Annotated in this window: 16 protein-coding genes; 8 read left to right on the forward strand and 8 right to left on the reverse strand. The window is 33.8% G+C overall.

Going from position 1 to position 21147, the window contains the following annotated elements:
- Positions 1-518: 518 nt before the first annotated feature.
- On the reverse strand, positions 519-1094 hold the full coding sequence (locus BM024_RS13385) for a hypothetical protein (RefSeq protein ID WP_090681437.1): 576 nt from the start codon (positions 1092-1094) through the stop codon (positions 519-521).
- 259 nt (positions 1095-1353) lie between these two features.
- On the opposite strand from BM024_RS13385, the gene BM024_RS13390 reads away from it, so the two are divergent.
- The gene (locus tag BM024_RS13390; RefSeq protein WP_090681440.1) at positions 1354-4095 is read left to right on the forward strand and encodes a fibronectin type III domain-containing protein; all 2742 of its coding nucleotides are present in this window, start codon (positions 1354-1356) and stop codon (positions 4093-4095) included.
- Between the two features lie 350 nt (positions 4096-4445).
- On the opposite strand, the gene BM024_RS13395 is transcribed toward BM024_RS13390, so the two are convergent.
- From BM024_RS13395 to BM024_RS13775, 3 genes are all read right to left on the reverse strand, one after another.
- Positions 4446-5009, reverse strand: a complete 564-nt coding sequence (locus BM024_RS13395; protein WP_245753894.1) for a dihydrofolate reductase family protein — start codon at positions 5007-5009, stop codon at positions 4446-4448.
- Positions 5010-5421: 412 nt separating this feature from the next.
- On the reverse strand, positions 5422-5772 hold the full coding sequence (locus BM024_RS13400; protein ID WP_090681443.1) for a hypothetical protein: 351 nt from the start codon (positions 5770-5772) through the stop codon (positions 5422-5424).
- A 10-nt stretch (positions 5773-5782) separates the two neighbouring features.
- On the reverse strand, positions 5783-5953 hold the full coding sequence (locus BM024_RS13775; RefSeq protein ID WP_177190217.1) for a hypothetical protein: 171 nt from the start codon (positions 5951-5953) through the stop codon (positions 5783-5785).
- 437 nt (positions 5954-6390) lie between these two features.
- On the opposite strand from BM024_RS13775, the gene BM024_RS13405 reads away from it, so the two are divergent.
- The 4 genes from BM024_RS13405 to BM024_RS13420 all read left to right on the forward strand — a co-directional run bounded on the left by BM024_RS13405 (position 6391) and on the right by BM024_RS13420 (position 9232).
- The gene (locus BM024_RS13405; protein ID WP_245753895.1) at positions 6391-6885 is read left to right on the forward strand and encodes a CPBP family intramembrane glutamic endopeptidase; all 495 of its coding nucleotides are present in this window, start codon (positions 6391-6393) and stop codon (positions 6883-6885) included.
- 43 nt (positions 6886-6928) lie between these two features.
- On the forward strand, positions 6929-7429 hold the full coding sequence (locus BM024_RS13410; protein ID WP_143077784.1) for a hypothetical protein: 501 nt from the start codon (positions 6929-6931) through the stop codon (positions 7427-7429).
- Positions 7430-7719: 290 nt separating this feature from the next.
- Complete coding sequence (locus BM024_RS13415) at positions 7720-8568, forward strand: helix-turn-helix domain-containing protein (protein WP_090681452.1); 849 nt, start codon at positions 7720-7722, stop codon at positions 8566-8568.
- Between the two features lie 304 nt (positions 8569-8872).
- Entirely contained in the window at positions 8873-9232 is a 360-nt protein-coding gene (locus BM024_RS13420; protein WP_143077785.1) for a hypothetical protein, read from the forward strand.
- 64 nt (positions 9233-9296) lie between these two features.
- Here the strand turns inward: BM024_RS13420 and BM024_RS13425 are convergent, their stop codons facing one another.
- The 4 genes from BM024_RS13425 to BM024_RS13440 all read right to left on the reverse strand — a co-directional run bounded on the left by BM024_RS13425 (position 9297) and on the right by BM024_RS13440 (position 17256).
- A complete protein-coding gene (locus BM024_RS13425; protein ID WP_177190218.1) occupies positions 9297-11786 on the reverse strand; it encodes an alpha/beta hydrolase family protein in 2490 nt (829 codons plus the stop codon).
- Positions 11776-13146, reverse strand: coding sequence for a RagB/SusD family nutrient uptake outer membrane protein (locus BM024_RS13430; protein ID WP_090681458.1), 1371 nt, complete (start codon positions 13144-13146; stop codon positions 11776-11778). Before BM024_RS13430 ends, BM024_RS13425 begins: the two co-directional genes overlap by 11 nt.
- Before the next feature lie 168 nt (positions 13147-13314).
- Positions 13315-16311, reverse strand: a complete 2997-nt coding sequence (locus BM024_RS13435) for a SusC/RagA family TonB-linked outer membrane protein (protein ID WP_090681461.1) — start codon at positions 16309-16311, stop codon at positions 13315-13317.
- Positions 16312-16569: 258 nt separating this feature from the next.
- Positions 16570-17256 (reverse strand): carboxypeptidase-like regulatory domain-containing protein, encoded by a 687-nt coding sequence (locus BM024_RS13440; protein ID WP_090681464.1) that lies wholly within the window; start codon positions 17254-17256, stop codon positions 16570-16572.
- A 1969-nt stretch (positions 17257-19225) separates the two neighbouring features.
- Here BM024_RS13440 and BM024_RS13445 point away from each other — a divergent pair.
- From BM024_RS13445 to BM024_RS13455, 3 genes are all read left to right on the forward strand, one after another.
- A complete protein-coding gene (locus tag BM024_RS13445; RefSeq protein ID WP_090681467.1) occupies positions 19226-19741 on the forward strand; it encodes a helix-turn-helix domain-containing protein in 516 nt (171 codons plus the stop codon).
- A 109-nt stretch (positions 19742-19850) separates the two neighbouring features.
- Positions 19851-20462 carry a hypothetical protein gene (locus tag BM024_RS13450; protein WP_090681469.1) on the forward strand — a complete coding sequence of 204 codons (612 nt, stop codon included), beginning with the start codon at positions 19851-19853 and terminating at the stop codon, positions 20460-20462.
- A gap of 179 nt (positions 20463-20641) precedes the next feature.
- A complete protein-coding gene (locus BM024_RS13455; RefSeq protein WP_090681472.1) occupies positions 20642-20845 on the forward strand; it encodes a transposase in 204 nt (67 codons plus the stop codon).
- The last annotated feature ends 302 nt before the right edge of the window (positions 20846-21147 follow it).

The following is a 21147-nucleotide window of genomic DNA, read 5'->3' on the forward strand; positions in this document are numbered from 1 at the left end:
TGATAAAAAATCTTGTTGTAGCTTCAAAAGAGCCTTTGGGGTGCTTCTTCGGTAGTAAGTTTAAGGAAATCGCTCCTTATATATAGGTATACTATTTAATAAAAATGGATTTGAAAACCTTCTCCTTTATATAATAGGTAGTGTTTCGCAACTGGATTACGGATCAAACCCGCAATGACCAAGTAAAAAACTTCAATATCATGATTGCTATAAACAACAAACGTACTGCTTGTGGATGGAATTAAGAAAATCGCTCCTTATACATAGGTATACTATTTAATAAAAGACAATTTTAAAATCTTCTCCCTATATATAGATAGCGATTCGCAACGGGATTGCGGGTCAAGCTCGCAATGACTAAATGGAAAATAATCTCTGAACCATAATAAATAGACAGCAACGCAGAGAAATATAGTGATTACAAATAAGATTGCGGGCCAAGCCCGCAATCTTATTTGTATTTTAAATAGTTTGGTGTGTGGGTAAGATGATATATTAATTCTCCCCTTAAATTAAACTTACTTTTTCGCAAGCTTACATGTCTTACAAAATTGCGATAACTCTTGAATTTCTTCTAAAACTAGAGCATGCTCCTTTTCTAGTAAATCTCTATTTCTTCCTAAATCACTCTCCTTAGCCATTAAAGTAAATCGATTTGAGAATTCATTTTGAATACTGTCATACAATGGTTTTAAAAAGGAAGCATTGGAGAACGTCCCTTTCTCTTCACTAATTTTCTTACGAAGCTTTCGAGCGTACAACTCAGCTAAGTCAAATTGATAATTTGCGAAATTAACTAACGATTCAGCAGTTTCTATATCAGGAGCTACTATCGAAGAACTTTCTTGTGAAAAAACAGTATTTACTTTTGAATTAAAATTTTTAGTAAACATAAATTCCACATTACTCATAGCAAATGAAAAATCTATCCCACTAGGCATATGTAAACTATACATAGCAACATCCCCTATTTGGGTTGCTGGAGATTTAAAATCAGATAACTCGAGTTTATACGTACCATCCCATTCTATTGAATTTTGAGAATATCCAATATTTGCTACCAATAATGAAAATGCTAATACTATTTTATTCATTTTTTAAACTTTTTTATTTGTTTTTTTACCCTAGCAAAATAAGCACTAAAAGGAGACTTTAACAAAACAAATTACACTTAAAGTCTCAACTCTTTCTCCCCACCATAACTTATAAATTAAAGTCTGTTTATAGACTACTCTTAACCTGAATATAACAATTCCTAAAGTTCTTAACCATTATTTATCTCCTCCTCTTCTTCCCTTAAAGATTAGGAAATCTTAGAGGACTAGTTTTGTGACAAATTCAAAAAGTTACAAAATGAGAAAACTATTACTCGGTTTTATGCTAGTATGGGCAACAATTGCGAACTCCCAAAATCTAGAACCGTACTTACAAGCGGCCACTCCAACATCAATACATATAAGTTGGAAAACTACTAGTAATCTAGAATCTAAAGTTCAATATGGTTTAACCATAGAATCCTTAAGTAAACTTGCTATAGGTGACACCAAAATTCTTTCAGATGTTGGGTATCCTGCAAATTACTATTACCACACAACAAAAATAGAAGACCTTCTTCCAAACACTAAATACTATTACAAAGTAATAACAGGGTCTGAAACATCGGAAATTTTATCATTTAGAACGATGCCACTTCCTGGTCAACCAACAACTACAGACGGAAAATTGCGATTTTTAGTACTAGGTGACAATCAAATGAGAAATATGCCAAGATTTGACACTTTAGTTAGTCAAGCCAAGAGAAAGATTTCTCAAAGATGGGGAGCTACTTCATCTCCATCGGATCATGTTGCTCTTACTGTAATGGTAGGAGACCAAGTTGATGTTGGAACACTAGACCACTATGAGCACGTACATCTTAAGAAAAACAAATCTCTTTCTGGACTTATACCTATTCAAACTCTAGTAGGAAATCATGAAACCTATGGTACTTTGGGAATGCAAGCCTATTATGACCATTTCGTTTTAGATGAAATGAAGTATAAAGGCATCAGTTCTGGGACAGAAGATTACTATGCCAACCAAGTTGGAAACGTTTTGTTTGTGGCTTTAGACACCGAACATGTAGGATCTAAACAATTACAGTGGGTAATTGAAGTAATTAACGCTGCAAAAAATGACAATACCGTTGATTGGATTGTTTCCTTAGGACACCGCCCTTATCAAGCAGAACAATATATTGGAGATATCTCTCCTTGGGTTCGAAATACAGTAATGCCTATTCTTACTTCTACTTCAAAACACATTTTACACATTGGAGCACACCACCACCTATATCACAGAGGTCAATTAAAAAACACACCTACCTATCAAATCATTTCAGGCGGAGTTGCCTGGGATCAATATTGGGGCATGGCTGTAGAAGAAGATTATGAAGATGTACAAAAAACCATTCCAAACTGGGCCTATCAAATAATTGAAGTAGATGTAACCAAAGGTAGTTTTGACGTTGAAACCTATTCAATGGGAAGTAAGTTTGAATGGAAAGACAATGCTTTGATTGATAAATTCTATCACATTAAAGGAAAATCGGCACCCCACAAGCCAAAAATAACCACCACTTTAAATGGACAGATAACAAATCTACCATTAAGTATAGAAACTACACCTTATAGTACAGATAGTGACGAGCTTCTAAACTCAACAGAATTTCTAATTTCGAAAACAGCCGACTTCTCTATGATCGAACGTTCTATTTATAGAGATTTTGAAAACTTATTCGGTCCATTAGGGAGCAGAACTGATGAATCTACAGATATTAATGAAGGAGTAGATATAACAAAGCTATCTATTGGAGAAAATGAAATCCCCAACGGAATCTATTATATCAAATACCGACAACGCGACAGAAACCTAAACTGGAGTGAGTGGAGCGAAGTAAAATCCTTTGAAGTAACTAACAGTAATTATGTAGATGCGGAAATTGCAATGGACACTCAGGAATTTTTGCCAAGTACACCAATAGAAGTTCACTTTTCAGGTGCCCCTACGACAGACAATCCTTGGATTGGTCTTTACAAAAGCACACAAACTCCAGGCAGTAGTTCACCATCACAACTTTGGAGTTATTTAGATGAGAAAAGCAATGGTACTATTTCATTTTCAAAAGGATTAAACAACAAAGGTCTTTACTTTGCAACCCTATTTGAAAATAGCGGATATACAGAAATTGTAGAGAGACTCCCATTCTATGTAGGACCGAAGCTTTCCATTGAAACGGATAAGACAATATATCCTTCAGGAAGTGATGTTAAAGTAACCTTTGAAAATGGACCTGAGTTAGCCAATGACTGGATAGGAATCTACAAAGTAAGTCACACACCAAGTTCAGACAATTCAACCAAATGGGAATATGTTACGACAGCAAATGGCGAAATCAATTTCAAAGGATTAGCAGATGGCTATTATTTTGTAGCCTATCTATTACAAGGAGGATACCACATTATTGGAGAAAAGCAGTTTTTCCAAGTAGGAGAACTAATAACCAACATCGCTACCAATAAAACCGTTTATAATTTAAACGAAAACATCATTGTAACTTGGTCCGATGCACCGGGCATACCAAAAGACTGGTTGGGAATTTACCACAAAGATCACGATCCAAATCTAGATGAGCTAATCAGTTATACCTATTTTGAAGGACAAACAGATGGGGCAACAGAAGTAACAGACGAAAACATGCCACAAGAAGAAGGAGAATACTTCATAGTAATGTTCACCAATGACTCTTATGACGAAATTTCGAATCGCGTAAACTTTGAGATTATCAATCCAACAGCTAGTATAGATGACAATGATTCGAGCTCAGCGTTAAGCATTTATCCAAACCCAGTAAAAAGCGGAGGTAACACCTATATTGAATCAAAATATCCAATTGAAAAAATAGATCTTTATGATATGTTGGGTAATTTATTCTACACTACAAAAAACGTAAATGAGTATAACTATAGTTTAATCAATCAGAACTTACCTACTGGGACTTACATCCTACGAGTATATTCCAATCGAGTATATAATGTAAAAATAGTTATTCAATAAAACTATAAACAGTATTAAGGCTAATAAATATAATACAAGCCAATAGGTACAACTTTCAAGGGCAGTTGGTTTCATATAACCAGCTGCTCTTTTTATTAGATAACACACTTTAAGTAATTGTGTTATTTAATCATTAAATGAATTACAAGGTACTTGAATCATGAAAAAATTGTCACAAACAATTTAACTCAATTAAACCCTAATAACTTTTCTGCAACAGCATCTATAAGATATGAATTCTGCAATTGACCATTAATTTGTCATTTAGTTCAACCAGCCTATTACCAATACGACATTAACGATTCATATAATTCTATCATAATATTTAGTTGGTCATTTTTTTACAATTTTCATTTTGTTGGTTCGTAATAAAGTATAATTGCGCCGTTATTAAAGCTTTTAGTCTTTTTAAGTTTAAAAATCGTCCTATCCTTTATATTCTCAAATAATTCTAACCCTTTTCCAGCAATAACTGGCTGAATACAAAGTTGTAGTTCGTCAATTAAACTCAAGTTTAATAACTGTATAATTAAACTACGACTTCCAATAAAAACGTCTTTACCAGATTGATTTTTCAATTCATTAATTACTACTTCTATTGGTTTAGTTGCAATTTCCGCAGTCTCCCAACCTGTATTTTTAAGATTGTGAGAAAAAACGATTTTTGGAATTTTGTCTATTGCTTTTGCGAAATCGTCTAATGCTCTTTCACCTGATGGATTTTTTAACAGTGTTTGCCAGTATTGCATTAGTTGGTAAGTCGTCCTTCCATAAAGGATAACACCTGCATTGTTCAAAAGATCAGTGTAATGTTGATGTAATTCTTCGTCTGCTATTCCCGCAGTATGGTCGCAGTTTCCATCAATAGTTATGTTGAATGCTGCAATTACTTTTCTCATTTCATTATTTCTCATACTTTTTGTTTTGTCAATGGTTGTGCTATCACCAAAGTTTGACCGCAAACTCCTAACTATAAAGACTATATATGTTTCCAAACAGCATTCGTCACTTTCAAATTTACAAAATAATTCTTCTTGTTAATACAACTATACGCCAAGTATCGCATGACAAATCCAATAACTTAATCAAAAATAACAATCATTCAATTTTCAATTATTTTTTAGATAATTAATGGTACAGAGCCAAGAGTTCACTTTGCACCTTCGTAGGTTCAATGCACTATTTAAAATGTAGATGTTCGCTGTTTTATTTGGTTGCATTAATCCATTCATTAATGATTTTCGTCAATTCTGATTTTTCACTTTCAATGTCTTGTAGGCTTTTAAAGGTTACAATAGCTCTAATTATCATACTGTATCCTTATAATTAAAAATAAGGGAAAATTTGATCACTTATTTTTAATAGGAAAGTAGAGTCTATAAACGATTCAATTTCTCCGACAACATCAAGATCTAGCTCTTTATATTCTATTAAAGTGCCTGCATTCTGAATACTATCAATAAAAATCACCTCCATTCCCAACTCTCGCAATTCTAATGCTACAATATTAGGAACTCCATCGATTAGTTCACTTTTGATAAGTACATTCCTCCAAACAGCTTTATATTTTGAATCGTCCATAACCTCTATATCAATTAATTCAGTAGATACATGATTTGGCAGTGGACCTATGTTCACAAAAGCTATCCAAACATTTTTATAATATATATTTTTCATTTTTTCATTTTTAAAAAAATACTACAGAAACTCCTGTCAATCCAATAAACACCATTATTAGTACAAATATATTTCTAGCCCAATAGTTCTTAGACTGTTCTTCTTTCAAATCGGTTTTACAAAACCGAACGAAGATCCACCATAAGAAACCGCCGAGATCTGAATATATTGAGTACGTCATACTAGTAATTTATAGAGAAAAACAAGCTCATTTTTTAAGTTTAAAGTAAATCTAGCAATAATACTTCAAGCTGAGATAAATTATACAACATTTGTTAGTTAAAATTTTAACATTTTGTAATTAGTAGTTATATTGCATTGTTAAACCCATAATTAAACAACACGCTAAGAATCCTCTCTATGCTTTCAAATAATAGATTCAATAGAATTTTTTTATATTTTTCAATAGCTATAATCATATCTAATTTTTTTAGGTTTGATATCCTCCTTACATCAGACTATTTAAAAAAACTTCCTGTTTGGGGATATTTGATTAGTACTTCATTTTTGGAAGCCAGCGGGATTCTACTTGGTACAATGGTAGCCTTATTCCTCTTTTTAAAAAAAGAGAAAAGTAATATAAGTCTTTTTGGTTCATCAACCACTTTCAGTTTATTAATGGCATTAATTCCCCTTATCCTGTTCTTATTTATAGGAATCGATAACGAATACGGAATTGACAATCATCTGTATGGTCTATTAGCATTTTTATGTTCTTTCATTTATTGTATTGTTGAAGAATATGGATGGCGAGGATATCTACAAGAAGAGTTGAAAGGCATAAAGCCATGGCAGCGATATACTTTGATAGGAGTTTTATGGTATTTATGGCATTTATCGTTTATTTCTGACTCTAATTTCTTCAACAATCTACAAGTGTTAATCATATTAATAATAGGTAGTTGGGGATTAGGTCAGGTTGCTATAGCGACTAAATCTATTATAGCCTGTGCTTGTTTTCATTTAGTAATCCAAATCATTTCCTACAACAGTCTTATAAAAAATGGGCTAGATGGAAATCAAAAACTCTTAATAATAGCTATATGTATTATTACTTGGATTCTTATTTTAAAAAAATGGAATTCAAAAACCCTCAGCAAACAAGATTCCTAACTTTATTTCTGACAACGTAGTAAAATACACTTAAAATCATTGCATGTCAATACTAGTAGATAAATATAGAAAAACCACTGTAGTTTGCTTAGCTGTCATTTTACAGTTTATTGGGTTAATGTTTTTTGATATGTACGTTTTACCTAAAACAAATATCGAAGACACCATTACTCATTATCAAAACATCAAAACTGGCAAAAATGATACAAATTACTTAGGCTCTCAATTTTATACTGAAAAAGGGAAAACCTTCTCACTCGAAAAAAATAATTTCGAACTCAACGAAGTGGTACTAGAAGAGACTTTGTTATTCAAAAGTATAACTGCGGTTAGGAACGAAAAAAAGGATTACACAAACATTCTTATTTCCGATTTAAGCGGTATCACTTTAGTATTGACCATTGGATTAGTTCTCTCATCCGGTTTTGGCATACTCGTTTTAGAGAGACAACAAAACGTATCTGAAAACAAATTTCTAAACATCGTTTCCCTTAACTCCCTGTTATTCCTTGTTACTTTATATATGTATTTTATACAAAGCTAATCACTAGAACAGCGATTAAAATTTATTCCATTTCTCGTTCTGTTAAAGAGTTTTGACAATACGGATATTTATCGATTCACCATTTTAAAGAGCAGTTGGTTTCATATAACTAGCTGCTCTTTTTTCTTTAAAAAAAACCTATCTATCACATTCACAAGCTATTTAGAATTAAAACATATTACCTGTTTAGGTGATTTATAGCACGTTTAAATATTTATTTTTTATAAATTAGAGTAGAAAAAAACAAAAAACATGAGACCTCCATAGAGAATTTACCAACATTGCTAATTATGAACACCCTGCTATACGAATATTTAAGAGACGAGACCAATAACCTTTTGATCACCTATACGAACAGACAGAGCGTACCAAAAGAATATCATTTGCAAACCTTTAAATTGTTGGGCAAACAAGGAAGTCGTTTCTTAAACTTACTAGTACAACTACAATTAAACACTCCCCTATTCACATCTGTAAAGCATACTTTTCAGCATATACAAAGTGAGCATCACTATTTCAACATACGAGAAAGCGAAATAGAAACCATTTATAGCAAGAGCACAAAAGAATCAATATTCTCAACCCAGATACAAGCGAAACTCTTAGAACAATCTCCACATTGGAATAAAACCTCAACCCACTACACCCCTTTCCAACATTTGTTAGAACTTCGAAAAGGACGCGTGATGGATATAATGGGATTTTATATTTACGACCAACAATGTCAAGTTTTTAGAGTACTCGCTTTCAATTTGGATTGTCCTATAAAATATTCCTATAAGAGTCTACTTATCTTCCATAGATTACCACATATAAGAAGTTATGAGGTCTTAGCAAAAGCTCCGACATTGAACCAGCCTATTGATTATGAATTCATCATCAAGAATAACGCCTACATCAAAATTACACGAGATGAATTGAAAACGCTTATGAAACATTTTCCCAAAAAGACGATAGAACAATATTTTATTCACATTAAGTTTTTAGAAGCCTTAGACCTTCGCATTTTCACAGACTTACAGTCTGTTGAGATCGGAAGAATAATCGGTTATGAGACGGGAAATGGTTTTCAACACGCTTTTAAAAATCACTTTGGTATGAGTCCAAGTGAGGTTCAAAAAAAGTTTAATATTCTATAAGCTAAATCTCCATTTTTACTTCCATTCCCTATTTAACATTTTAAAAACACTTCGAAGTCATTTCTGAACACTTCAAAGTAGTTTTTGAGCACCCATAAATTGCATTCCGTTTTAGAAATTTACATAAATAACTAGAAACAAAATAGTTATTAGTAAAACAAGGATTTAATCAGCTCTAAGAGCTATTAAAATAAAAAACGGACGTATCACATTTAAAATGCAATTTTCGAGCTTTTTCGTAAAAGCCTCAAAAACCAAAAGCGCGAGAAAAGATCCCGCGCTTCAACCAAAAAAATTCAAAAAGATGAAAGTTTTAAAAACAGTCATAGCCGCTGTAGCAGTGTTTGCTATGACAATCGGAAGTGGATTCGCGATGGACATCAATCCACCAGCAGAACCAGTAAAAAGAATTGTTGAAACTGTTGCAGAAGCACCTCAACAAATGCAACCAGTTCACACAGGCCCATTTTATTATGAAGATGCATCTGGAAATGCAGTACAATTATCTGCTCCTTTACCTACAAACTGTACCCTAGCAGTTACTTCTATAGATTGTATATGGAATGTAGGTGGAAATCTTGTAAGACTATATGCAGCTATCTATTTTGACATGTTTGAGTTAAGATGGAAAGTCATTTTTCCTCTATATGAAAGGACTATTTAATAATACTATTACTTAATCATTTAAAAGCAGTCTCTAAAATTGAGGCTGCTTTTTTAAATTATGTCTAATAGCTTTCATAATTGACACCTTTTGAAATCCATCCTACATTTTTCTTATCCATCAAATAGTAATCAAAAAAATCTAATACCCGATACGTTAAATCTATTCGATTATCCCACATTGAGTGACCTTCTTTTTTATAAAAAAGAGCAATCACTGTTTTTTTATATCGTTGTAATGCAACATACATATGACGTGTATTTTCCCAATGAACATTGAAGTCTTGCATTCCCGTCCACAGCAAAACAGGTGTTTCAAAATTTTGAGCAAAGTGAATAGGTGAGTTCTTATAATATTTTTCAGGATTATCACCAAAAGATTCTTTCATATTATATTGAGATTTTTCCAACATAAGCCAATTTGGAATGGTTCTGTAATAATTATATTCATAATTCCAACTGATTAAATCGTGGGCTCCTGCTCCACTAACCCCTGCTGCAAATAGTTTAGAATTCCCCAATATAAAACTGGTTTTATAACCTCCAAAAGAATGTCCTATCAAGCCTATCTTGGTCTTGTTTATAGATGGTTCAATGCTTGTGATATTTTCAATTCCTTTAGTAACACATTCCACTGCTGACAATCCAGGGCCTTCGTCCGAGACATAAGTATCTGCTTGAAAAACAAAATAACCTTGTTCATTTAACAACGTCCTATTAAAACCGTTTGGATTGTAAAGAGTAGGGATTTCAAATAAAGATCTATCATTTCCTTGTCCTACATCATAAATATAAGTCACCATTGGATATTTTTTAGACGGATTGAAATCTTTTGGATACCACAACACCCCCGTTAAATCCACTCCAAATTTGTCTTTATAATGAATTACTTTCTGCTTTCTCCAGCTATAGAGTTCCTCAGGAACTTCGGGCGCTAATAGTGTACTCACTTTTCCTTTTCTAAAAACCTTTACAGTAGACGGTTGATTGTAATTCTCTTCCGTCCAAATCACCGTTTTTGCATCTTTTGAAACCCCCTTATTCAAGTATGTCAAATTTAATTTATTTGAAGTCATATCAATCATCTTGGTTAACTTATCATTAAACAAACTATAGTAAGAAGTCTTATCTTCATTCGGTTTGCGGATACTAAACACCAAAGGTTTTGTTATATCTGCATAAAAACTATTTGAATTTTGAATTTTATTCTGATAGCTCATCTGATTAATACCCACAAAATTCGTCAGCTGTCTTTTTTTCTTAGTAACAACATCTAAAACAAACAGATTAGATTCGTCTTGATAATAAATGGTTTTAGAATCACTAGACCATATAGGAGTGCTATATTCATCCTTATGTGGAATCTCAAAGCGTTCTTCACTTTCAAAATCATACACTTCCCATTTGTTCTGATTTGGATATATAATGTATTTTTCATTATTGGACCTGTTCAAATTAAAATCTAGACTATAAGAAACCGCTAAATCGCCTTTTTCTCTTAAAGTCTCTAAATCTAATATTCTATAACGCTTGTTTTCATAAATCTGAGAATAGTCTTGGAGCTCCAAAGGTTCGTAAACCAATAGACAATTGGATATTCCAATATTCAAATAATCTTGCTTTTCACTTCGGGGTAGTTCGACTAATTGAGTTTTTGATTGTTTATAGAAAAAAGCCTTCAACTCTCCCTTTTGCCTTGGTCTAACTTTATTTTTTAAATCTCTGTCGTTTCCATTCCATATATCTAGATAGTTTTCTACAGGGTCTTTCTCTGCATTTAAAATCTTATAACTGATAAACAAATCATTATTAAGAAAAAAACTGAGGTTTAATTCAGCAATCGGAGATTCTGATTTTGGCAATTCAATGACTCTCGTTTCTTCTTTTTTTAAATCAACAAAGAGAATCTTATTATCTTTCAAACTAACTGCAATTACTGTCTCCTGAATATTCCAAGTTACAGCAACTAAAGGTTCTTTTAAATCTAAAACCTTCTTTTCATTCAAGGTTTTTAAATCTAAAAAGTAAAGTTCAGTACTATCTTCTCCTTGATACAAAAGTGATGTTTTGGAAGGGTTTACTAAATACTTAGTCACACCTTTTTTAGACCACACTATCTCATTTCTCTTTTTAGCATATTTTTTTAAAACCAATTCCTTTTTCTCGTTAATATAACAGAGTGTTTGCTCTTCTTCTATCCAATCTCTTTGACTTAAAACACCTAAGGAAGTTTTTATATTAGTACTTAGATCTACCTCAACAATCTCCTGGATTCTAGTTCCGATTAAAAAATTATTAGACGTAAATTGAGGTTGAGAAATCCCCGTTACCTCTACTCTTTTTTTAGTATCGGTATGAACTGCAAAAGCCTCATTCTTGCTTCTGTCATTTGGATAAATCTTATATAAAAACGCCCAATCTCCATTGGGCGCCATCGCATCCACATGCCACTCATTCCATCTTGGATCAATAGAAATACTATCTCTTTGAATAGTCGCTAGAGACATAGTCGTATAAAACAACGCAATGAACAAACAATATCTTCTAATATCCATAGTTCTGAGGTTTAAGGTTTTCATTCATCAATAATTCAGATTCTGGAATAGGCAATAAAGCGTGTTTCGCTTCCCAATTTGGTTTAACAGTTTCTAAATCTTGCAGACGGTTGTTTCTCTTTAAATCTAAGAATCGGTGACCACCTTCTGTGAAAAACTCTCTTTGGTATTCCCCTAATAGCTCCGAAATAAAATCAGGTTTACTCAAAGTGGTTGGCAATCCCATTAATCCTCTTCGAGTTCTAATCTCATTTAAAACATTCACCGCATCAGAAACTTTTTCCTGATAAGCCAATGCCTCCGCTTTTATGAAGTAAGCCTCTTCTAGACGAAAGACGATTGAAAATTCATCGGCATTATTAAAGGTGTTTTTATATTTATAAACATGAGAATAAGAATTCATTCCATTACTCACCTCTTTAGTCCAATGTTGCAATCGCAAGTCCTGTGGTTCAAAAGCTGTTAACAATGAAAACGACAAAGCAAAATTCGTTGGAGGTAAACTCGTAAAAATATATATCATAGCATCATTAGTAGGTGAGAAACTGGGAATCAAATCATTAGGACTCATTTGCCAAAGCGTACTTCTAGCACTCTTTTTAAAAGTTTTGTCTAAATCGGTCTCAAGACCATAAAGTGGATTCTCAATTATGCTTTGAGCATATTGTTCTGCTAAATCAAAACGCTTTTGCAATAGATAGTTCTTAGCTAAAATCAATTCTACTACTGCCTTATTAGGGTAAATACGATCTGGGTGTTTATAGGCATTATCCAATGATTCTAAGGCTATTTTCAAATCAGATTCAATTAAATCCAAAACGTCTAAATGAGTCTTTTTACCAATGCGGCTATTTGTTTTGTAATCGGTTGTGGTGATGTAAGGAATATCTCCAAAAAGCTGAGTGAGATAGTGATAATACAGTCCTTTTAAGAGATAAGCTTCTCCCAATAGCACTTTCTTTTCATTTTCTTCCAAAATAGTAGAAGCTTCTAAGCCCTCTATAAAAGCATTGATGTGATAGATGTTGGAATAAGATAGACTCCATAATTGACTTACAGTAGGATCTGAAGCTGTTATACTATTTGTATATAGCAAATCTTCTTGCGAAAATGATTCTAGTTCATCTGTATATCTTCCTAAATCTCCCAAATTTCCACCTTTAAATATAGGAGCATTTCTAAAGTTGGAATACAAATTTGAAAGTGCGGCATTGATAGTGTGTTTATCAGAAAACACAGTTGGAGTGTTTAATTGATTGTCGGGCAGTGCGATTTCAACCAGATCTTCACAGCTTGTAAGGCATAGACTTATCATCAATAAGCCAATCCCTTTTTTGATTAGGTTATATAGGTTTTTCATTGTTTTATTTTGTTAGTGGATATGAAGCAAACATGAGTAAGCTATTCTTTGAATTTTGTAAAACTCATGTTGGAGTTCATAATAATTATTTATTAGTTGATATGAAGCAATCATGAGTAAACTATTCATTGAGTTTGTGAAACTCATGTTGGAGTTCATAATAAAAATTTAAAAGGTTAATTGCATACCGAAAGCAATGGTGCGAAGTGGTGGCAGGTTTCCAATAAATGTGAATTCAGGGTCTATACCGTAATAATTAGTCCAAGTCCAAAGGTTTTGTCCTTGAACATACAAGTTCACTGTTTCTATTCCCAGTTTTGGCAAGGCTAGTTGATAGCTAAGCGATACGTTCTTCAAACGAATAAAAGACGCATCGGAAATAGCTCTATTACTTTGCTGTAATAACATTATCTGATTGAAAGCAGCATTATTAGAAGTTGTTGCTGCTGTATAGTTGCCATTTGGATTAGAAATCGTCCAACGATCTAAAACTTCTAAAGGATAGTTTGTAGATAATAATCCAGGAACGGTAACCATTTTATCAAAATTATAATTGTTTTGTTTTACGAATTGAAACAAGAAGTCTAAACTAAAATTCTTATACGAAAGGGTGTTTTGAAGTCCACCATGGAACTTCATCTCTCGTTCAACAAACACTTTTTTATCTTGAGCATTTATAATATTATTATTATCATAATCTGTGAATTTATAAAGCCCTGTTGAATGATCTATTCCTTCATAATTATAGGTAGGAACGAGGTTGATAGTTTTTCCAATCACATATCTATTCTTATAAGTAGAATCCTCCAAACCAGGAAAAGCAATCAATTTATTTTCAGGAAGTGAGATATTAAAGTTCGTAGTCCAATTCCAATTTTCCGTTTGAACATTCACAGTGTTTAAGTTCAACTCCCACCCTCTATTTTGAACCGTAGCACCAAAATTGTCAGATATAGAAGGAAAACCAGTTATCTCAGGTAGGTTAATCGCTAACAACTGATTGGAAGAGCGATTCTGATACCACGCCAAACTAGTATTGATTCGATCTTTAAATAAACTAAACTCTATAGCTGCTTCTAACTTGGTCGTTTTTTCCCAACTATAATTGGGATTGAAAAGACGAGACGGATACAGCCCCGGCAAACCGTTATACAATACTGTGTTAGCGGTGTAAGTATCCAAATACATATAATCACCAATAGCATCTGAACCCGTAGTCCCATAACTCCCTCTCAGCTTTCCGAAACTCAACCATTGCAAATCCTTAGCAAAACTCTCCTCAGAAAAAATCCAAGCAGCGCCTACTGCACCAAAATTTCCGAACTTATTGTTATCTCCAAAACGGCTTGAACCGTCTCTTCTACCTGTTAGATTCACAATATACTTATCCTTATACGCATAATTTAAACGCGTGAAAAGCGCTGCATATTTATACTCACTATTGCCAATTTGATTAACTTCTTTTATGCGAGCCAAGCCAATATTTCTAATAAAAGCATTGGAACTAAATCCTCTACCGGTAATACTAAATAAATCATTCGTATTGGATTGAAAAGTTCCCCCTAATAAAGCTTTCAAACTATGGTCTCCAAACTTCTTTTCCCAATGAATTTGAGGTTCAATGATAAAGGAATCTGAACTATTATTTGCTTTCTGAGATTGAGAACTTTGACTAGTTCGATTTAAAAAAGGATTCCAAATTGTATGGGGTTCTAACACACGTTCATCCAAAGTATTAGTCGTTAACCCTGCATTGATTTTTAGACTCGTTGAAGGTGTGATTTTATAAGCTATATTGGTGTTCAACACCAACATTTGGACTTCATTATCATAGGTTTTGCCCAAAGGAGCTAAGGGATTCATAAATGTATTATTCTGCCAGTTTAGTTTACCATTTGCTTCATACAAAGCAGGTGCATTGGGTGGCAGTTTCAAAGCGGGCGTGGTCAAATCCGCTGAAGGTAAATCATTGGTAGAAACCGAATAATTCGCCATTACATTGATGTTCCATTTATCATCTTTTGAAAGATGATTCAAATTAATCAAGGCGGAGTTTCTAACAAAGCCTTTGCCCGATTGCGGAAACACCGTTCCATTCTCGCCATGCGCTAAGTTGATATTAAACCTTGTAAAATTATTACCTCCTGACACTCCCAGAGAAATATCCTTACTAATCGCAGTTCCACCAATCAATTCCTTTTGCCAGTCGGTGTAGCGATTTCTATCCCACATTCCGTTCATATCATATGCATTTGCAGGAAAGAGGGTGATTCCATCATTTGCAAAAGCCTCGTCTCTCATTTGGTTGAACTGATCGGTATTCATCATGTTCATGAATTTTCCAACCTTTGAAAAGCTCGCAGAGCTGTTAATCGTAAAACGAGTTTTCCCCGCTATTCCTTTCTTGGTGGTAACCAACACCACTCCATTCGCACCTCTCGAACCATAAATAGCCGTGGCATCTGCATCTTTCAGTATCTCAATACTTTCAATGTCTTTTGGATTAATACCGTTTAAAACGCTTATAGAATTATTAAACAAATTAGTTGTAAACCCAGAGCTATTCATTACTGAAATATCAGAAATTGGAACACCATCAATTACATACATGGGTTTATTAGCATCAGTACTAGAAAGCCCTAAACTATTCTTTCCTCTAATTTCAATCTCAAACCCACCTCCTGCTATTCCGGTATTTTGAGTAATATGCACCCCCGCCATGCGTCCTTGAAGTGCCTGAAGAGGATTCACCACTGGGCTCAATTCAATATCTTTTGCGGTGATTTTAGCGATACTCCCCGTGCGTTCTCTTTCTTTCACATTATAGTACCCCGTATTGATTGTAATCTCTTTCAAAGACTCTGTGTTTTGATTGAGTTTTACAATCATCGCATTGACCTTCACTTCCCTTTCCTGAGAAGTGTAGCCCATAAATTCAAAGAGCAAACTCGCTCCTTTTGGTGCTTTAATTTTAAAAGCCCCATTACTGTCGGTCACTGTAGCGGACTGTGTTCCTTTAATTAGAACCGTCACACCCACTAATGGTCCTTCTGCCCCATCTACTCTACCCTGCACAGAAATAATTTCCTGTGCATAGAGTGAAGTAGATAAACAAAAGAATAACCACAGCAAGCTGATACAGCTTGTGTTGTATTTGTTTTTCATAATTTTGAATGTTGATTTGTTGATTTGTTGATGCGCGAATGCGATTATTTGTGAAGGAGCGAAGAAGCAAAGGAGCGAAGAAGCAGGGTCGAGCGTAAAGTTTTAGTCTAGTAGACTAAAATAGCTACGGAGCCAGCAGGCGTGCTGGAGTAAGAAGCAAAGACGCTGAGATCTGATTACTTTTCTCATTCCCCTATTTTCTATCTACTGTCTCCTAATTTCCGTCTCCCGTCTCCAATCTCCTATCCCCTATTCAAGCTACTTAAACGGATTAACCAGTTTTAGTTTTACATTAACCACCGTATCCTTAGATGCATTAAGTTCGAGAAGCTCATAACCCTTAGCACCTATAAGGATATGCCCCCCTTTTAATACTTTACAGGAAAATTCTCCATTTTTATTTGTGGTAGAGAAAGCCATATCTTCATTTTCATTGAATACATTACTTTGAGTTATATAAACACCAGTTAATCCCTTTCCTCCTTTATCTGTAACTCTACCCGATATTTTAACTCGTTTCGTTACGTCAAAACGAGACTCTAATTTGTGTAATTCATTAGGTGGGTACGCCGACTTTTCAAAGTTTGGTATTCTTCTCAGCTCAACATTTACTGCTTGACTTTTGTCTAAGTTTCTAAGTCCATGTGGCATATAACGATGTTTTTTATCTGTTATAATAATAGACCCACCTTTATTAATGGTAAATTTGAAAGTCCCGTCTTTTTGTATAAAAGTATGGCGGTTTGTTCCTATCACATCCCCAAATACCATATGTTCAGCAACACCCTTTTCTAAAACTGTGATTACCCCTAATGGTGGTTTTCCGGTGTCTTTCACCGTAACCCTCCCTGTAATGGTTATTGTTTCTTTCTTTTGAGCATAGATCGCTCCACTTATGATTACTAGGATTAGTATCATTAAATTTCTTATAAATGTATTTTTCATTTGATTGTTGATTTGGTTATTCGTGAATACGCAAATTTGCTAAGGAGCAAAGAAGCTAAGAATGGTTGATTTGTTTGTAATGCTGATTTGTAAATCTGTGAATCTGGTTATTTGTTGATTCGTGAATTCGTGAATTTGTAAATGCGTAAAGGAGCAAAGGAGCAGGGTCGAGCGTAAAGTTTTAGTCTACTAGACATTTTCTTAACGCTCCGCCCCCCCCCCCTGTCTACTGTCTACTGTCCCCTTTTTAAAGACATAATTCATCCGTTACGCGTCTCAACATCCCGTTGAAAGCATCGTAAATTGTAGTTTGTTTTTACTTGTAGATATCCGTAAACAAGTGTGTAGAATTCCAATCTGAGGTCGCAAAACCTTGTTAGTAATACGGACTTTTGAGTTCTCTTTGCAGAAAGTGATTAACTATTTAGAATAAGCTCATTTACAAGTTTTTTTTCATAGGTTTTAAGTTGTTAGATGCTCGATAATCGGTGATCGGTGATGCGTGATCAGTGATCAGTTTTCGAGACTTGGGTTAATTTATAATTTGAGTAATTGAAAATGTGAATTGGTTGTTATGCTGTTACGAGGTTAAGAAGTTATGTTGTTACTCACTAGATGCTCGATAGTCGATGTTCGATAGTTGAAACTGCGAGAACACGAACTGCAAACCTCTAATTAACTTTATGTCATACATACTAAGACACTTACTTACCACCGATGTGTTTCCCATCTTTTCCCATATAAAATCGCTCACACACCGCTAGCACTACGGCTACAACTGGCTGACACTACGCTTTAGAGTAGAGGGAGACTAGGGGTTGACTAGAGGGAGCCATAGAGTATCTGTTTTTTATGGTAGACATTCCTCTTGGGGAGAGGTGTTTTTGTATTTCTGCATTTTCGCCAATCGCTAACTGCTTTTTTGCCAATTGCTAACTGCTTTTTGCTAATCGCTAACTGCGGTTTTGCTAATCGCTAACTGCATTTTTGCCAATCGCTAACTGCATTTTGCTAATCGCTAACTGCGTTTTACTTCGTCAGTTCGCTATGCTCTTGTTGCTTTTCTAACTTTAGGTAAAGCATTCACATCTAGTATTCACACTTCAGGATTCACGCTCCAACAGGACAGAGCGTCAATAAACAGTCTGGTAGACTGTTTTAGCGAATGGGCCAGCAGGCGCCTTGGCCAAAAAGCAAAACTGCGAAAATGCGATTAGCAAAAAAAAAGGGAGAACAATATACTATAAGAGCCATCGCTCAAAAACCTTCACAGATAGTCCATTTCGAAAAACAGACTATCAAAACCACAATCTAGACTCCCTGACAAAGGATATTTTAATCCTTTATTTGGAAAGTGTTAAGAAAGATGCTACTTTTAAGCTGTCAAAAATAAAAATAGAGCACAGACTATCGCTTTCTCCAAAAAGGAAGCTTAGAAAGGGAATGGACAAGTAGAAAGAAGGATTTGAACCTTAGTTCTACAACATCCGACATGAGACAGATTTTTTGAAAGCCTCCTCTACCCTTTTGGTTTGGAGAAGTAGCGGGGAGCTACTGGCTAGAAACAAAAAATCGTTCTCACAATTTGAAATTATGGAACGATGTTTTTTATAAGGTATGATGAAGTACAGTTGCACAAAAGCAATAGGACGGACTCACACTTACTCTAGACTCACGGTGACTAGCCACTCCAATCTTAGTATTGCTACTAAATTTTGAAGCTCCACCTAAAGCTCACATGAGAACCGCCCACATGCCGTTTGCAAAAGTACAAAACTTTTGAGCATGGAGCGATATCATGGTCTTCTCGGTGGAAAATAGTCGTTTTGAGTTGAGAAAACATCGTCAATTATGTCTTTACAGACTTAATTATCAATTATGATATTACAAATATAGTAAAATTATTTATACGCACAAACATATACTAAAATATTAGCCTTTTAAAATACCAAACTAAAGAAATTAATACATGAGCAGAAAAGATTCACACCTATATATTAAAGAACTAGCAACTAAATTAAGAGCCAAAAGAATTGAGCGTGGTTATACTATTGCTGACATTTGCAAAATGATTGGTGTTGTAAAAGAGACGCTTTCTAAAATAGAGAAAGGAGAATCAAAAAATATAATACATCTACTTGATTATGCAAGAGCTGTTGGTGTAGAATTTTCTAGTTTAGAGTCAATGAATCTATCTTTTGAACCTCTAGTACCATTAAGTGAAGAAGAGCTAAATGAGACTGGTCTTACAGCTATTATACGCAAGCATATAATCAATACTACATTTCTAGACACTGGAAAGGTTGTAGCTCAAATAAAAGACGAACTTGTCGGCAAAGGCTTAATTGATAAGGGTACTAAATCAAATGTTATTTCAAACGTAATGTCCAACTTGCTTAAAGAAAAGGAAGTTAGCAATATTTCGAAAAACCCTAGCACTAGAGTTTATATTAAGTTCGTGAAGGAGGATGAGGATAAGAAATAAACATTAAGAAAAATAATTTCACATACACATAATGATTTTCACAATAAATGACAGATTGGTATGGATAACATTGATCACTTTGTTTATTAATTTATTAGGCATTGTATATATGGAAGATATTTGGAATAAAATTCTCATTGCTATTCTCTCAGCATTTATAGCATTAGTACTAAAACACTTTTATGATAATAATCAAAAAAAGAAACGTTTAAAAAAAATTGAACTTGCATTTAAACAAATTTTATCAACTAGTATCCTTGATTGTCTTATTAGTTTAAAAAAATATTCAGAACATATGAGTACAGTGGTAGATATTGAAACAACTAAATTCAAATTCCCACCAACAAACTCTATAGATATTGATTTACTAAATCTATTTGATAAAACAGATTTAGTCGATATTTTCACTAAGAAAGGAATTGGTATTAATATTATATATGATATAAATATGTGTATTAAAATGCTTCACGATGAAAACCCTAGGGCTATTATAGTACATTTTAAAAACACTATGAACGATATCATTATAGATGATAATAGAACTCAAACAGATTTAAAAGAAGAATTTGCTAGCAACCCTAGATTACTAAATGATTTTCTAAACAAATCTCAACAAAACAAATCGGACACATATGATGTAACAGTTGAAAAATTTAAAGTTTTCACCTTTAATTGTAGTAAGACCATTGCTTCAATCAATCAGCTACTTTTAAAATTTTAATCATTAGCTGCATTTAATTAAAGATCAAATGATATCTAAAAATAAAGAAGATATAAATAATAATAATAATAGCGTCAAGGAGCTAATTTTAAAATAACTTGATGAGCCATGTAGGCTTCCCCAAAAATAGGACAGTTGTTAATTCAAATTTATTAAATTTAAAATTTTAAACTGTCATTATGAAAACGAGCAATTTTAGCGAGAGTCAAATCCTTAAAGCCCTTAAAGAAAACGAAGAAGGACGATCTGTAGGAGATGTATCCCAAGAATTAGGTATTGATAAAAGCACCTTTTACTACTGGCGCAAAAAATACGGAGGTATGGAACAACAAGAACTTAAGCGTCTGAAAGAACTTGAAGAAGAGAACAACAGACTCAAATAAATGTATGCTGATGTGAGCTTAGATAATAAAATGCTAAAAGATTTACTGTCAAAAAAGTTCTAGGCCCATCTGATAAAAAGATTAGGGCAAACTATCTCATTGAACGATACATTATATCTATCACACGTGCATGCAAACTCGTAAAACTAAGCAGATCCATGTGGTATTATCAAAGCAAAAAAGATGATACTGAGGTTATCGCCAAACTGAGCATGCTAGCGGAAGAATATCCCACGCGTGGTTTTGATGAATACTATTACAAAATCCGACGTGAAGGGATCCAATGGAATAGAAAACGCGTT

It is taken from the genome of Myroides guanonis (assembly GCF_900114085.1).
In the GTDB taxonomy this organism is placed as follows: domain Bacteria; phylum Bacteroidota; class Bacteroidia; order Flavobacteriales; family Flavobacteriaceae; genus Flavobacterium; species Flavobacterium guanonis.